The organism is Nocardiopsis sp. MT53, assembly GCF_019598965.1.
In the GTDB taxonomy this organism is placed as follows: Bacteria; Actinomycetota; Actinomycetes; order Streptosporangiales; family Streptosporangiaceae; genus Nocardiopsis; species Nocardiopsis changdeensis.
The window spans coordinates 3,752,447-3,766,955 of record NZ_CP080599.1; the positions used below are offsets into that span (position 1 = coordinate 3,752,447).

Annotated in this window: 15 protein-coding genes; 8 read left to right on the top strand and 7 right to left on the bottom strand. The window is 71.8% G+C overall.

Annotated elements, in window-relative coordinates; translation table 11 throughout:
• Window positions 1–53: 53 nt before the first annotated feature.
• Window positions 54–428: a BlaI/MecI/CopY family transcriptional regulator gene (locus K1J57_RS16765; protein WP_220559503.1), complete on the bottom strand. Its 375-nt coding sequence runs from the start codon at window positions 426–428 to the stop codon at window positions 54–56.
• 164 nt (window positions 429–592) lie between these two features.
• On the opposite strand from K1J57_RS16765, the gene K1J57_RS16770 reads away from it, so the two are divergent.
• Entirely contained in the window at window positions 593–1,444 is an 852-nt protein-coding gene (locus K1J57_RS16770; protein ID WP_220559505.1) for a DsbA family protein, read from the top strand.
• A complete protein-coding gene (locus K1J57_RS16775) occupies window positions 1,438–2,310 on the top strand; it encodes a cytochrome c biogenesis CcdA family protein (protein ID WP_220559506.1) in 873 nt (290 codons plus the stop codon). Before K1J57_RS16770 ends, K1J57_RS16775 begins: the two co-directional genes overlap by 7 nt.
• 30 nt (window positions 2,311–2,340) lie before the next feature.
• Here the strand turns inward: K1J57_RS16775 and K1J57_RS16780 are convergent, their stop codons facing one another.
• On the bottom strand, window positions 2,341–3,204 hold the full coding sequence (locus K1J57_RS16780) for a helix-turn-helix domain-containing protein (protein WP_220559507.1): 864 nt from the start codon (window positions 3,202–3,204) through the stop codon (window positions 2,341–2,343).
• Window positions 3,205–3,305: 101 nt separating this feature from the next.
• On the opposite strand from K1J57_RS16780, the gene K1J57_RS16785 reads away from it, so the two are divergent.
• Entirely contained in the window at window positions 3,306–4,064 is a 759-nt protein-coding gene (locus K1J57_RS16785; RefSeq protein WP_220559508.1) for an SDR family oxidoreductase, read from the top strand.
• A gap of 88 nt (window positions 4,065–4,152) precedes the next feature.
• On the opposite strand, the gene K1J57_RS16790 is transcribed toward K1J57_RS16785, so the two are convergent.
• The 3 genes from K1J57_RS16790 to K1J57_RS16800 all read right to left on the bottom strand — a co-directional run bounded on the left by K1J57_RS16790 (window position 4,153) and on the right by K1J57_RS16800 (window position 8,159).
• The gene (locus tag K1J57_RS16790; RefSeq protein WP_220559509.1) at window positions 4,153–5,487 is read right to left on the bottom strand and encodes an aldehyde dehydrogenase family protein; all 1,335 of its coding nucleotides are present in this window, start codon (window positions 5,485–5,487) and stop codon (window positions 4,153–4,155) included.
• 81 nt (window positions 5,488–5,568) lie between these two features.
• Window positions 5,569–6,669: an alcohol dehydrogenase catalytic domain-containing protein gene (locus tag K1J57_RS16795; protein WP_220559511.1), complete on the bottom strand. Its 1,101-nt coding sequence runs from the start codon at window positions 6,667–6,669 to the stop codon at window positions 5,569–5,571.
• Window positions 6,669–8,159 (bottom strand): APC family permease, encoded by a 1,491-nt coding sequence (locus K1J57_RS16800; protein ID WP_220559512.1) that lies wholly within the window; start codon window positions 8,157–8,159, stop codon window positions 6,669–6,671. Before K1J57_RS16800 ends, K1J57_RS16795 begins: the two co-directional genes overlap by 1 nt.
• A 205-nt stretch (window positions 8,160–8,364) precedes the next feature.
• On the opposite strand from K1J57_RS16800, the gene K1J57_RS16805 reads away from it, so the two are divergent.
• Window positions 8,365–9,039, top strand: a complete 675-nt coding sequence (locus K1J57_RS16805; protein WP_220559513.1) for a TetR/AcrR family transcriptional regulator — start codon at window positions 8,365–8,367, stop codon at window positions 9,037–9,039.
• A 384-nt stretch (window positions 9,040–9,423) separates the two neighbouring features.
• Window positions 9,424–9,855 carry a VOC family protein gene (locus tag K1J57_RS16810; protein ID WP_255646374.1) on the top strand — a complete coding sequence of 144 codons (432 nt, stop codon included), beginning with the start codon at window positions 9,424–9,426 and terminating at the stop codon, window positions 9,853–9,855.
• Between the two features lie 589 nt (window positions 9,856–10,444).
• On the opposite strand, the gene K1J57_RS33995 is transcribed toward K1J57_RS16810, so the two are convergent.
• Window positions 10,445–11,026 carry a TetR/AcrR family transcriptional regulator gene (locus K1J57_RS33995; protein ID WP_220559514.1) on the bottom strand — a complete coding sequence of 194 codons (582 nt, stop codon included), beginning with the start codon at window positions 11,024–11,026 and terminating at the stop codon, window positions 10,445–10,447.
• A gap of 38 nt (window positions 11,027–11,064) precedes the next feature.
• Window positions 11,065–12,276: an acyltransferase family protein gene (locus tag K1J57_RS16820; RefSeq protein ID WP_220559515.1), complete on the bottom strand. Its 1,212-nt coding sequence runs from the start codon at window positions 12,274–12,276 to the stop codon at window positions 11,065–11,067.
• A 345-nt stretch (window positions 12,277–12,621) separates the two neighbouring features.
• Here K1J57_RS16820 and K1J57_RS16825 point away from each other — a divergent pair, with 345 nt between their 5' ends.
• The 3 genes from K1J57_RS16825 (at window position 12,622) to K1J57_RS16835 (ending at window position 14,389) form a co-directional block, all read left to right on the top strand.
• Window positions 12,622–13,035 carry a flavoprotein gene (locus K1J57_RS16825; protein ID WP_220559516.1) on the top strand — a complete coding sequence of 138 codons (414 nt, stop codon included), beginning with the start codon at window positions 12,622–12,624 and terminating at the stop codon, window positions 13,033–13,035.
• An 80-nt stretch (window positions 13,036–13,115) separates the two neighbouring features.
• Window positions 13,116–13,391 (top strand): helix-turn-helix domain-containing protein, encoded by a 276-nt coding sequence (locus tag K1J57_RS33510; protein WP_255646375.1) that lies wholly within the window; start codon window positions 13,116–13,118, stop codon window positions 13,389–13,391.
• A gap of 551 nt (window positions 13,392–13,942) precedes the next feature.
• Window positions 13,943–14,389: a DUF5959 family protein gene (locus K1J57_RS16835; protein WP_220559517.1), complete on the top strand. Its 447-nt coding sequence runs from the start codon at window positions 13,943–13,945 to the stop codon at window positions 14,387–14,389.
• Window positions 14,390–14,509 lie beyond the last annotated feature (120 nt).

Consider the following 14,509-nt stretch of genomic DNA (forward strand, 5'->3'; position numbering starts at 1 on the left):
GCCCTGCCGGGCGCGGGCGCGCCGGGGAAGCGGTCCGGCACGGCGGCCGCGCGTCAGCTTCCGGGCTCCCCCTCGTCGGCCGCCTCCACCAGGCGCCTGAGCGTGCGCACGTCGTCGGGGGACATGGCGTCGACGAACCTCAGCAGGGTGCTCCCCGGCCGGTCGCTGCCGGCCAGGGCCCGGTGCATGTCCCGCGCCGCCCGCTCGCTGCGGTCCAGCACGGGCCGGTAGAACCAGACCAGCCCCCGCTGCTCGCGGTCGACCCACCCCTTGGCGTGCAGGTTGCCGAGCACGGTGGCCACCGTGGTGTAGGCGGGGCCGTCCCCGCCGAGGTGTCGGGCGACCGCCCGCACCGTCACCGGTTCCTCCGCCTCCCAGACGGCGTCCATCACCGCCGACTCCAGAGGTCCCAGCGTCCCGCCGCCCATCGCCCGCGGCCACCCCTTCCCGTGCCCTGCCCGGCCCCGGCCGTCGCGGCGCCCCCGGCCAGTATGCGCCGGATCCGGCGGAGGGGCGCGCCCCACCCGATCTATCTTCCTTAGTAGGTCTACTATGGTCGATAGAAACCACATCGGACGAAGGAAGGCCGAGCATGCCCGATGCGCCGAAGAGGGGGACCGGACCCGGGGGTCGTTCCGCGGGGGACGGTGACACGGGCCGCGCCGGCGAGGGCCGCGGCGGCGCCTCCTGGAAGGTGCCGCTGGTCCTGGGGGCGGCTCTGCTCCTGATCGCCGCCGTGATCACCCTGGGGCGCTCCGGGCAGGACACCGGAACCGAACAGGACCGGGCGGCGGCACCGGACACGGCCGGCGCCCCGTCCGAGCCCACCGGGGCGGACGGGGAGGCACCCGACTCCGCTGCCGCCGCCGGCACCGAGGCGCCCATGGCCCGCAGGCAGCCCGACGACCCCACCGCCCTGGGCGAGGTCGACGCGCCGGTCGTCATGGTCGTCTACTCCGACTACCACTGCCCCTACTGCGGGCGCTGGGTCGAGGAGACCCAGCCCGAACTGATGCACTACGTCGACTCCGGCGACCTGCGCATCGAGTGGCGCGACTTCCCCATCATCACCGACACCTCCGAGGCGGTCGCCCTGGCCTCCCGCGCCGCCGCGGCCCAGGGCGCCTTCTGGGAGTTCCACGAGGCCTACTACGCCATCGACGAGGGGTCCGACCGGCGCGACCCGGAGGCGGCCGTCGCCCGCATCGTCGACGACCTGGGACTGGACCCCGAGCGGTTCGACGAGGACCGCAACGGCGCCGCGGCGGCCGAACTGGTCGGGCGCGACTTCTCCGAGGGCCTGTCGATCGGCGTCACCTCGACCCCGGCCTTCCTCATCAACGGACAGGCCGTCATGGGCGCCCAGCCGCTGGAGGTGTTCGAGACGGTCATCGACGACTCCCTGGAGGCCGTGGCCGCCCAGGCCGGGGGAGGGGGATGGTGACCGACATCGGGTTCGCCGCCGCCCTGGCCGGGGGAGTGCTCGCCCTGCTCAGCCCGTGCAGCGCCCTCCTGCTGCCCTCCTTCTTCGGCTACGCCTTCCGCGACCCGCGCCGCCTGGTGGCGCGCACGACCGTCTTCTACCTCGGGCTGTGCACCTCCCTGGTGCCCCTGGGGGCGGGGTCGGCACTGGTCGGCCGCCTGGTCTACGGCGAGAGGGAGCTCCTGATCGCCGTCGCCGGGTGGCTCGTCATCGCCTTCGGCGTCGCCCAGATCGCGGGCCTGGGCTTCTCGTCCCGGCTGGCACAGCGCATCCAGGGGCGGCTGTCGGGCAGGAGGGACACGGCGTCGGTCTTCGTCCTGGGCGCGGTGTACGGGTTCGCCGGGTTCTGCTCCGGCCCCATCCTGGGCGCGGTGCTCACCGTCGCCGCCACCGGCGGCACCGTGCGCGGCGCGCTGCTGCTGGCCGCCTACGCCCTGGGCATGGCGGCCCCGCTGTTCCTGCTGGCCCTGCTCTGGGACCGCTACGACCTCGGGTCCCGCCGCTGGCTGCGGGGCCGGACCTTCCGCGTGGGGCCGGTGGAGTTCCACACGACCGCGCTGCTGTCGGGCCTGCTGTTCATCGGGGTCGGGGTCCTGTTCCTCGTCTCCGACGGGACCGCGGCCCTGTTCGGCGGCACGGGCCGCCTGGACGAGGCCGCCCACCGACTCCAGGAATGGATCTTCGGGATCGGCGGCTCCGGGGCCGACGCGGTCCTGCTGGCGGCGCTGGGGCTGGTGCTCATCGCGGTGGGGCTGCGCGGCCGGTACCGGCGCGACAGGCGGGAGGAGGACGCCGCCCCGTCCGGCCCGCCCGCGGGCGACCGGTAGGACCCGGCCCGCCGACACCCCGCGGCCGGTTCAGCGGGCCGGACCGGTCCGCATCGACTCTGTGCCCACGACGCCCAGCAGCGCGAGCTTCTCGGCGGTGTCGGTCCCCGCGCGCGGTGCGAACCAGAGCAACCGCTGTCGGCCGTCCTCACTGAAGAGGCTGAGGCAGTCGAGGTCGAGCAGGCCGACGGCGGGGTGGACGATCCGCTTGCGCTCGTCCCTGCGCACCCCCACGTCCTGGGCGGCCCACAGCTCCCGGAACTCCGGCGACCGCTCCGACAGGTCGTCCACCAGCCCGGCCGCCTCGGCGTCGCCGGGGCTGCGCCGCCCGACCGCCGCGCGCAGGTCGGCCACGAACGAGCGCGACTGCGGGGCGAGGTCCTCCCGCGGGTAGATCCGCCGCGCGGCCGGGTCGGTGAACCACCGGTGGATGAAGCTCGCCGCGCGGCCGCGGTGCGCGGACAGGTCGCCGAGCAGCGCGACGGCGAGCGGGTTCTGGACCAGGACGGTGTGCAGGTCGGTGCTCACCATCGCCGGGGTCCCGTCGATCCGTGTCAGCAGGTCGAGCATCGCGGGGTAGACATGGGAGGCCGCCCCGCCCCGGCCCGGGACCGGGCGGTCCGCCAACCGGTACAGGTGGTCGCGTTCGTCGAGGCCGAGGCGCAGGGCGCGGGCGAGCGCGGCGAGCATCTGGTCGGAGGGCTGCGATCCGGCACCTCGCTCCAGCTCGGTGTAGTACTCCACCGAGGCGCCGGCCAGGACGGCGACCTCGTCACGGCGCAGTCCCGGGACGCGGCGCCGCGGGCCGGGCGCGATCCCCACCTCCTCGGGGCGGATCCGCTCGCGCCGCGAACGCAGGAAGCCGCCGAGTTCGGAGTACCTCGTGTTCGACATGGGCCCAGCATCCCCGAGCGGTGCCCCCGGTACCAGAGGACACCGTCCCCACCTTCGGGGGCAGCTGTCGCGGGCCCGCGCCGCGCCGCAGAGTGGACGCCATGAACACTCCACTCACCGACACCCCCGCCGGCGGCGCTTCGGCGGACGCCGGGAAGACGGTCCTCATCACCGGCGGCACGAGCGGCATCGGCGCCGCGACCGCCCGGCTCCTACTCGCCCGGGGCCACCGGGTCGCCGTCACCGGGCGCGACCCCGGCCGGCTCAGGGCCTTCCTCGACGACGTCGGCCACGCGGACCGCGTCCTGGGCCTGGTGGCCGACGCCTCCGACCGGGAGGCCACGAACACGGCGGTCACCGGCACGGTAGAACGCTTCGGGACCCTGGACGCAGCGGTCGCGAACGCGGGCGGCGCGTCCGCGGACCACTTCCGGACGGGCGGCGCCGGCGTCATCGGCGGCGGCGACCCGGAGCTGTGGGCGCCGATGGTGCTCGCCAACGTGCTCGGCCCGGCCCTGCTGGCGGAGGCGGCCCTGCCCCACCTGGAGCGGTCCCGCGGCCGGCTGGTGCTCATCGGGAGCGTGGCCGGGATCAAGAACAGCCCGGGCAACCTCTACTCCGCCACGAAGTGGGCGGTGGTCGGCTTCGCCGAGAACCTCCGCCTGCACGCCACGACCCGCGGCGTCGGGGTCACGGTCGTGAACCCGGGCATGATCGACACCGCGTTCTGGCACGGCCAGGCTCCCCCCACCGCCATGAGCCCGGAGCCGGTGGCCGAGGCGATCGGCTTCGCGCTCGACCAGCCGGCGGGCGTCGACCTCAACACGGTGACGATCCGTCCGATCGGCCAGCCCGTCTGACCCCGGGCGGGCGGCGCGCCCACTGGCGCGCCGCCCCCGGGACCGGGGGCGGCCCCGGCCGCCCCCGTCCCCGCAGACCTTCACCGCACTAGGCGACCGTGCGGATGAGCTTCTTGTTGAGGAACTCCTCCATGCCGGGACGCCCCAGCTCGCGGCCGAAACCCGAGCGCTTGACACCGCCGAAGGGCAGTTCGGCGCCCTCCGCACCGACACCGTTGATGAAGACCATCCCGGTGTCGAGGCGGTCGGCGACGCGCCGCGCCTGCTCGGGGTCGGTGGTGAACACGTACGACCCCAGGCCGTACGGGGTGTCGTTGGCGATCCGTACCGCGTCCTCCTCGTCCGCGGCCGGGAACACCAGGGCGACGGGGCCGAACAGCTCCTGCCGGGCCACGGGGAGGTCGGTGGTGAGACCGGTAAGGAGGGCCGGCGGGTAGTAGGCCCCGTGGGGCTCCTCCGCCCTGACCAGGTGCGCCCCCTGGGCGACGGCGGCGTCGACCTGGCTCCCCAGGGCCCGGGCGGCGGCGGCCGAGGCCAGCGGTGCCCCGGACCACCCGGCCGGCAGCCGGTCGGAGAACCGCTCCACGAACGCGTCGTACAGCTCCGCGACGACCACGAACCGCTTGGCCGCGTTGCACGCCTGGCCGGTGTTGTCGAGGCGGGACGCCACCGCGGCGTCCACGACCGAGTCGAGGTCGTCGGTGGACAGCACGATGAAGGGGTCGGAGCCGCCGAGCTCGAGCACGACCTTCTTCAGGTGCCGCCCCGCGATCTCGGCGACGGCGGAACCGGCTCGCTCGGAGCCGGTGAGCGAGACCCCCCGCACGCGCGGGTCGGCGATCATCGCGCCCACCTGCTCGTTGGTCGCGTAGACGTTGACGTACGCCCCCTCGGGGAAGCCCGCCCGGGTGAAGAGCTCCTGGAGGAGTTCGGCGGTGTCCGGGCACTGCGGGGCGTGCTTGAGGACGATGGTGTTGCCCGCCGCGAGGTTCGGGGCGGCGAACCGGGCGACCTGGTAGGCGGGGAAGTTCCACGGCATGATGCCCAGGAGGACGCCGAGCGGGGAGCGCCGCAGCACGGCGCCGCCGGGCCCGGAGGTGACGTCGAGCGGCTCGTCGGCGAGGAACTCCTCGGCGTGGTCGGCGTAGTAGCGGTAGATCTCGACGCAGAAGTCGACCTCCTGCTCGGCCTCGGCCAGGGGCTTGCCCATCTCCCGCACGATGCCCGCGGCCAGGGCGGCGCGGTGCTCCGTGTGGAGGTCGCCCAGGCGGCGCAGCAGCGCGGCGCGCTCGGCCGCGGCGCCGGTGCGCCCCCACTCCGCGGCCCGGTGGGCACGGGCGAGGGCCGCTTCGATCTCGGCGTCCGTGGCGGCCGGGCGGGTGGTGTGGACCCGGCCGGTGGCGGGGTCGGTGACGGCGTACATGGTCCTCCAAGCGGGTGGGCGTGTGCGGGACGGCGGGGCGGCCCGGGGCGGGGCGGGCCACCGGGTCACGGGGTCACGGGGTCACGGTCGCAGGATCGTGCGCAGGCCGGATCCGGCCTCGAGGTCGGCGAACGCGGCCTCGACCTCGGACAGGGGGCGGGTGGCGCCGATGAGGTCGTCCAGCGGCAGCCGCCCCGCCAGGTACAGCCGCGCCAGCTTCGGGATGTCGATCTGGCCGACGCTGGAGCCGTAGTTGCAGCCGAGGATCCGCTTCCCCTGGTCGGCGAGGTCGAACAGGTCGAACGCGCCGGTCGCCCCGGTGGGGGCCATCCCGACGAGGACGGCGGCCCCGCCCGAGGTGAGCATGGCCGGCAGGGTCTCGATCACCCGTGGGCTGCCGATCGCCTCGAACGCGTGGTCCACGCCCCCCAGCTCCCTTCGGCACCAGGCGGCCACGTCGGTCACGGCCCCGTCCAGGACGTGGGTGGCGCCGAACCGCAGCGCCGCCTCGCGCCGCTCGGGCGACAGGTCGACGGCGATGATGGGATCGGCGCCGACGAGCGCGAGCCCCATGACCACGGACAGGCCGACCCCGCCGGTGCCGATGACCACGGCCGACTCGCCGGGCCGCACCTCGGCGGTGTTGGTGACCGCGCCGATCCCGGTGGTGATGGAACAGCCCAGCAGGGCGCCCACCTCGAAGGGGAGCTCCCGGGGCACCTTCACCGCCGCGGACTCGGGAACGGTGAGGCGGCCGGTGAACGCGCCCAGGCCCAGGTAGGGCCACACCGGGTCGCCGTCGGCGTCGGTGAAGGGCGTGGTCCCGTCGGGCAGGGTGTTCTCGACGGCACGGGTCTCCGTGCACAGCCAGGCCCTGCCGGCCGCGCACTTGCGGCACCGGCGGCAGGGCGCGAACCAGGACAGGACGACGTGGTCGCCCGGTTCCAGACCGGTCACCCCGGCTCCGGTCCCGGTGACCACGCCCGCCGCCTCGTGGCCCAGGACGAGGGGCCGGTCGGTGGGCCAGTCCCCGTTCACGATGTGCAGGTCCGAGTGGCACACGCCCGCGGCCCGCACCTCGATCTCCACTTCGCCGGGGCCGGCGGGCCGGAGGGCGACCTCACGGGTGTGCATCCCCCGGTCGGGGTCGACGACGACGGCCGGGGAGGGGTGTGACGACATCAGGGCGTCTCCAACTTCTCTTCCTGGTTCTGGTTCTGGTTCGCGGGGAGGCGGGTGTGGGGCTTGGCGATCGCCACGTAGACGAGGCCGACGGCCAGCAGCACGGAGAAGACGAGGACCACGGCCCAGACCTGGACCCAGCTGCCGCCGACCGGCGCGAGCTCGACCCGCGGCCAGGCGATGTTGGTCGCCTCGAAGAGCAGCCAGACCACGGCCAGGACGTTGATCACCAGGCCGGCGCGGCCCAGGTCCACCCGCCCCCGGGAGGGTCGCCAGCGCCCGGTGAGGCGGGCGACGAGCGCCACGACGGCGACCGAGAGGAAGACGAAGTAGAACCCGCCGGAGCCGAAGGCGATCAGGGTCGCCGCCGCGTTGCCGTTCAGGCCGAGCAGCAGGCCGAGGCTGGCGAGGACCGCCGTGACCACGAGCGACACCCACGGGATCTGGCGCGGGCCGACGGTGGCCAGGGTGGCGGAGAAGGGCAGCTGCCGGTCGCGGGCGAACGCGTAGACGGCACGGCCGATGTAGGTCTGGATGGAGATGGCGCAGGCGATGAACGCCAGCAGGACGACGGCGATGAAGGGCTTCTCGCTCCAACCGCCCAGACCCGCGGTGACGGCGGTGAAGACCGGGTCCGCGAGCCGCCCGGCGACGGCCTCCTCCGGGTTCGGCAGGGCCAGCGTGACGGCGAGGCCGGTGAGCAGGACGGTGAAGGCGACGAACAGGTAGGCGCGGATGAGGGCCCGGGGGACGTTGCGCCGGGGCTGCTCGGTCTCCTCGGCGACCTGGGTGGTGGCGTCGAAGCCGAGGAACGCCCAGCCGGCCACGGCCAGGCAGGTCAGGAATCCGGCGAGGACCGATCCGCCGGAGGCGGCCTGGGCCCCCAGGGTCTCGAAGAGGATGCCGAACCCGTTGTTGTGCGCGAAGACGAGCAGGAACACGCTCACCGCGATGGAGGCGACGCCCTCGGCGACGATGCCCGCGTTGAGGAAGTGCTTGACCGGGTTGACGCCCAGGAGGTTGATCCCCAGGGCCACCGCGATGAAGACCACGCCCAGCAGCACGTGGTGTAGGGGTTCCAGCGGCCCGTCGCTGAAGAGCATGTGCAGCCACGTCGCCCCCAGGTAGGCCACGGTCGTCAGCGAGGCGATGGCCGAGGCGAGGTAGATCCACCCCACCAGCCAGCCCTGGCGCGGACCGGCCAGGCGCCGCACCCACTGGTAGACGCCGCCGGTGACGGGGAACTGGGAGGACAGCTCGACGTAGACCACCGCGACGAGCAGCTGCCCCAGGAAGGCGAGGAGGACCGCCCAGATCCAGGCGGGGCCGGCGAAGACGAACCCGAGCTGCACCACGGCGTAGATGCCCACGACGGGCGAGATGGTGGCGAACCCGATGGCGAACACGGCCCATACGGACAAGCTGCGTCGAAGTTCCTGCCGGTAGCCGTATTCGGCCAGTTCACCGGCATCGGTGCGTGAGTTGTCCACGTTCGTCTCCTGTGAGGGATGCGCGACGGCTCCCGAGGGCCGGCGGCGCCCGGGGATCGGGGCGCGGTGAGCCGGGCCGGGGAAGGATCCGGTGCCGTCGGCGTTACGGCCGACGGAGCGGGTTCGAGCAGGTCACCCTACGGATCGCGCTTATTGTTCGCGAAGCCAATAAGATACTGGGTGCTTAGCCAATAGCATCTGTGGCATGACGTCAAGCGATCGCAGGAAACGAGTTCGCAAAGCCCCCGGGGAGCGCCGCGACGAGATCGTGGCGGCCGCGGCCCGGACCGGGCTCGTCGAGGGCCTGGAACGCATCACCCTGCGCCGGGTGGCGGACGGCCTCGGAGTGCGCCCCGGCCTGGTCGGCCACTACTTCCCCGTGGTCGAGGAGCTCGTGGCCGAGGCCTTCACCAGCGCGGCCCTGGGGGAACTGGACGTCCTGCTCCCGGAGACGCCCGCGGAACCCGCCCCGGAGGAGGCGGCGCCGGCGGCGATGCCGATCCTGCGGGACTTCCTGAGCAGGATGTCCGGCCCCGTGTTCGACGACGTCAGCAGGCTCTGGCTCAACGCCCGGCACCTCGCCCGCTACCGGCCCGCCCTGCGCGAGAGGGTCGTGAGCCAGGAACTCCTCTGGTGCCGGCGGGTGGAGCGGGTCCTCGCCCTCGGCGTGGAACAGGGGAGCTTCCGCTGCGACGACCCGTGGGGCGCGGCCGTGCGGATCATGGCCGCCATCGACGGGGCCAACTCCTACATCAACACGAGCGCGCCACAGCGCTCGGAACCCCTGACCGAGATGGTCCGCACCCTCGTGGAAGTCGAACTGGGGCTGGGCCGGGACGCCCTCCGCGCCCCGAGCCCGGACCCGGCCCCGAACACCTGAGCCCCGGGCCGGGGGCGCGAACTGTCACTCTCCCGTCACCCGTCTTCCCCGGGCCCCGGCGAAGACGGGGCGGCCGTCCACGGTCGCGTCCGCATGGGCACGGGAACCGGCACCCCCCGGCCCGGCCGGAGCACACACCGGGACGGCGCCATCTGCCGCGCCGCGGCGTGCCCGCCTCCCGGAAAGCTCTCCACGCAGCGCTGCACGGAGCCCGGGACCTCGGAACCGCCGGGATGAAACCGGTGGCACGGCCGGCAGGGGAGCGGCCCGCCCCAGGCCCGCGTTCGGCGCCCCGGCGAGCGCACGGCCGGCGATGACGGTGTCCTGTGCCGGGTGCGACAGAGGCCCCCGAGGGATGAACAGGACCCCTGTTATCCTGCGCTGGTGTCAACGATCAAACAGTTCCAGGTGACCTTCGACTGCGCGGAACCCGCGCGCCTCGCCGCTTTCTGGTGCGAGGTGCTGGGGTACGTCATACCGCCGGTCCCGGAGGGCTTCGCCACCTGGGAGGAGCACCACCGCTCGCTGCCGCCCGAGGACGAGATCTACTTCGCGTGCACCGACCCCTCCGGTGTGGCTCCGCGCCTGCTCTTCCAGCGGGTTCCCGAAAGCAAGGTCGTCAAGAACCGGGTGCATCTCTGTGTGCGGACCGGCGACGGGCTCGTGGGTGACGAGCGCCTGGCCACCCTCGAGGCCGAATGCGCACGGCTGATGGCCTTGGGCGCGAAGCACGTGCTGACGCAGCCCGCCGACGGCGTCAACGAGTCGTGCATCACGATGCAGGACATCGAGGGCAACGAGTTCTGCCTCTCCTGAGTCCCCTCCGCGACTGCCAGGCCGAGAGCCGTCTCCCCTGGTCCTCCCAGGTCCCGCATACGGCAAGAGCCATTCCGCGAGAGCGAGGCCGTGCAGACGGGCGATGCCGGGGATGGCGTGAAGGACGCCGTCGCCGCCATCAGCCCAGACCTCCGGCCCGTTTGATTCAGGCCCCCTCCCGCCCGGTGTCTCCTAACGTGGCCGAATCGGCGGTGTCGCTACTGCCCCGGCTGGCGCCTGTGCCGTGTGCAGGCGGCACCGGCCCGGACGGTCCCCAGGGGGGAGGTGCGGTGTCGGGGGCGGACATGGCGGTACAGGTCCGTGGTCACTCCTCCCGGCTGGGAGCCGAGCGGACACGGGCCCACCCAAAAGGCTCACGGGATGGCGAAGCGCTTCGCGAGATCGCCCCCACTTGCACCCACCTTGCACCGGGGAGCACACAGGGAATGGAAACGCGGCGAGGACCCCTTACGAGGTCCTCTTCGAACCCCCTGAACCGGGATTTTCTGGTGCACCCGGCAGGATCCGAACCTGCGGCCATCGGATGAGAAGCCAACTGGTTCCGTCGCGTCTGTCCTGCGTGTGAATCTCAGTCCTTGGCGAACATCCCGTGGGCGATCAGCCGCTGGTTGGCCGCGCTGCGTTCGGCGACCACCACGGGGTCGAAGACCGGTGTGTCCAGGCCCGGTCGCATCACCGGTTCCAGGAGCATGGGGCCCAGGACGAGGAAGAGTACCTGGTAGGGGGCCCACCGCTCGTCCGTGCCGCCCATCGTCGAGAGCCGTACCCGTACCCCCTCCAGCAGACGGGCGAAGAGGCGGGCGCTCAGGTCGCTGCCCTCCGCCAAGGCGCGGCGGAGGTATTCACGCCGGATCGCGTCCGTTCCGAACAGCCTGGCGCTGGCCTCGCCGAAAGCGGCGAGGCTCTCCGTTTCGCCTTCCCGTTCGCCGATATCGGAGAGGACCGTGTCGAAGGCGTCCAGAACGTCCTCGTCCACGGCCTCGCGCAGTTTCTCCTTGGAACCGAAGTGGTGCCGGACCAGGGCGTGAGAGACCCCGGCGTCGGCCGCGATGGCGCGGAGCGAGGTGCTGGAGAAGCCGTGTTCGGCGAACAGGCGCAGCGCGGACATCCGGATGCGGGCCCGGCCGGTGAGATCGGCACTGTGCGTCATGGGCGCACAGCCTAGCCGCCCCACCGGCGGGGCGCCGTTCACAGCACCCTGCGCAGATAGGGGGTTCGGCCGGCGCCCCAGGCCAGCGCGAAGCTCAACACCAGGCCCCCGACGGCGGACAGGGCGAAACCCTCCCACGGGCCTGCGGCCAGGGCGCCCGCCATGTACTGCAGGGCGACGACCACCGGAACGTGGATGAGGTAGACGGTGAAGGCCAGCCCCGCCAACGCGAGCGGCAGACGACTCGGCCGGGCGGCCCACCGGCGGAACAGCACGAGCAGGCCGATGGACAGGGAGACGCACATCAGTGTCTCCATGGTCGACCACAGCAGGGAGCCGGCGCTCCAGCCGCCGTCGGCGTACCACCCGCCCAGTTCCTCACCGAAGGCCAGGTGGGCTCCGGCGAGCACCGTGCCGAGGGCGAGCCAGGCATATCCCGCGCGGTCGGGGAAGGCCGTGAGCCAGCCCTGCCGGTAGGCGAGGAGGCCTGCCACGAAGAAGGAGGACTGCAGGGCCAGGTCGCCGGGCTCGGCTTGGATGAACTCCAGGAGCGGGATCCAGGTGTCCACGGGATACCAGACCCGGAGTGCGAAAGTCGCCAGCGCCACCAGGGCCGCGAAGAGCAGAATCGCGGCGGTCGAGGGGGCCCGGGGAGCGGTGTCCGTGGAGGAGGAGGGCGCCCGGCCGCGCAGCCGGGCCGTCAGAACGCGCCACAGGGCGTACAGGACGGCATAGACCAGCAGGTGCTGGATGAACCACAGGTGGGCGAACTGGCGGTCCGGCCAGATGGGGCCGGACCAGCCCTGCGGTCGATCGGCACCGCCCATGTAGACGTCGGCGTAGTAGGTGGCGAAGCCGAGGTCGGGGTGAGGACGGAAGTTCGAGTAGTAGGCGTACATCAGGACCGGGACGACAACCAGGAATCCGATGAGCACCAGCGGCAGGAACCGCCGGAAGCGGTCGCCCAGGAAGGCCCTGGGGCCCTTGCGGTCGTAGGCCGCTGGGACGAGGTAGGCGGAGATCAGGAGGAAGAGGCTCATCAGAAAAGTGCCCGCGACGAGAGCGGCGTTGGAGAGCAGTGGCGCCTGGGCCTGGTCCTCGAAGTACCACCAGTCGGCGGGGCCGTAGGGCTGTGCCGCGTGGAGGAGCACGACGAGTGCGATGAGCAGGAGTTTGAGGTGGTCGAGGTAGTACAGCCGTCCGTTGCCCGCCTGTAGTTGCTGTCCATTTGGATTCTTTACTGTCCACATGGACAGCACACTAGGCGGGTGCGCTGGTGGCCGCCAGGGGTTCGCTTCGATATCAGGGAACTCTCCGGGATCTCCCCGGGGGCGTGGGTTGTCGGTGCCAGGGCCTCAACAGCGGGCTGTCTTGCGTTGATCGCCGTATCCGGTGTGCGCCGGGATCGCCCCTCAGTGCTCGGGCGGCTGAGACCTGCCGTGCTCTCCGTTCGAGACGGCTGAACCTCGAATCCGCTCGGCGGCCCGGCTCTACACTCGAGCCATGCCGCGGCCCCTGTACCTGGTGCTGTCCGGAGCCCCAGCACCCGAAGGAACGGTCGAACTCGTCCAGGCCTTCCAAGGCCATGACTGGCGGTGACGGTGCTGTCCACCCCCACCGGCACGGACTTCCACGACCCGGCCCGCTTGGAGGAGGTCACCGGCGATCCGGTCCGGGTGACGTTCCGCAGACCCGGCCAGGGCACACCCCTGCCTCCCGCCGACGCAGTGCTGGCCTGTCCGCTGACCCTCAACTCCACCAACAAGTTCGCCCAAGGGCTGGCCGACAACTTCGCGATCGCTCTGCTGTGCGAGATGGCCGGATACGGGATGCCCACCGTGGTGGTGCCCCACTGCAAACCCCAGCTGGCGTCCCACCCGGCGTTCACCCGCTCCCTGGAGACCTTGGGCTCCATGGACGCGATCACCGTCCTGCACGACCCCGACGCCCCCTACGAAGCCCGTCTGCCCTCCTGGAAGCAGGTCATCGACGCCGTGAACAGCCTCTGACCGAAAGGCGCGCCGTGGACCCCGCCACCCGAGGCCGGACGATCAAACGCGCCTGACGTCGCCGCGGCTACTCCCAGAGCGTGCCGGCCGGCCTCCTCGGCCGCTTCGAATCGTGGCTCTCCCCGGTCGAACGCGGCATCCTCATGGTGGACTCCCACGAGATCCTCACCCGCCTGGCCCGCGTCCTGCACCTGGACCCGGCCGAATTGACCGGAGCCGAACCCGAGGCGGTCACCGACATGCGCTACGACGCAGTCCGAGCCATCGAAGGCGCCATCGTCGCTGAGATCGGCAGGGAACCACGGACCGACCCCGTATCCCTTCTCGCTCAGGCCCAACACACCTATGCCGCCTAACAGGCGGCCCGCTACGACGAGGTCGGGCGCCGCCTGCCCGGCTTGATTCTCGAAGCCGAAGGCACCCCCCCGGATGCGGACCGCTCCGGGAGGTCTCCGCCCGCCTGCACTGACCTTGTAACTGGGGGGCACACATGGAGCACGCAGGGGCCTGGAACGCGGCGAGGACCTCTTGCAAGGTTCTCAGGTAACCCCTTTGAACTGGGATTTTGTGGCGCACCCGGCAGGATTCGAACCTGCGGCAATCGGATTGGAAGTGCCCTGGTTGCGTACCCTCGCAAGACGCTACGTACAGTTTTGTGCCTTCTCATCCGATCCGCCCTGCCGTTCTGTGCCATGTCATGCCGCGCAATGTCGCCCCGGTCCAAAACCGCGGAGCACGAACGGAGCACGCACGCCCTGTCGGCGGCGTTCGATGGCAGTTCGCGAGGGTCTCGTGAGAATCGGGCGGGCGTTTCGGAGCTCTGGTCCCTACCGACGGGAATTGCCAGTGATGACAGGCCGGGGCTGAGATCACCGGTCGGGTGCTGTGCGAGAAGATCAGGACTGCCTTGACCGAACGGATGAATGGCAGGGAAGCCGTGGAAGACGAAGTCCAGAAGTTGGAACTTTTTCTGTTCGCGGATCCGGTACAGAGCGTCGCTGTTGAAGTGGTGTGCGGTGATCCTCTGGTCATGGGCGAGGAGCGGTACTACGCCGCCTCCATCGTGCTGAGAAGCGACTTCGTCAACGGCCATGCCCGTCTGATGGTGTCAGTCAAGGACCTGGACGATTGGGAGCGCTGCCTCGACACGCTTCGGGGTGAGGAGGGGACGGCGTGGCCCAAGGGCGATCGGACCGCTTGGTTGGAAGTATCGCCCGAGGATCCGCTGGAGGTGATCGTGCATGACATGCCGTCGACACAGATCACGGTGCGCATGCCGATCGATGACACCTCTGACTGGGGGGAGGAGAACCAGCGACGCTTGGAACGCGTCCGTCACGCCATCGAACCGTGAGCTGCTCCGGGTGTCGGTATTTTAGGAGCGCCTTCCGTCATCTGGCGCACCTCAGAGTCGCCATTACACCAGACGCGAAACAGTGCCGAGACGAGACCGGGATGGTGTTCCACCGAAGGG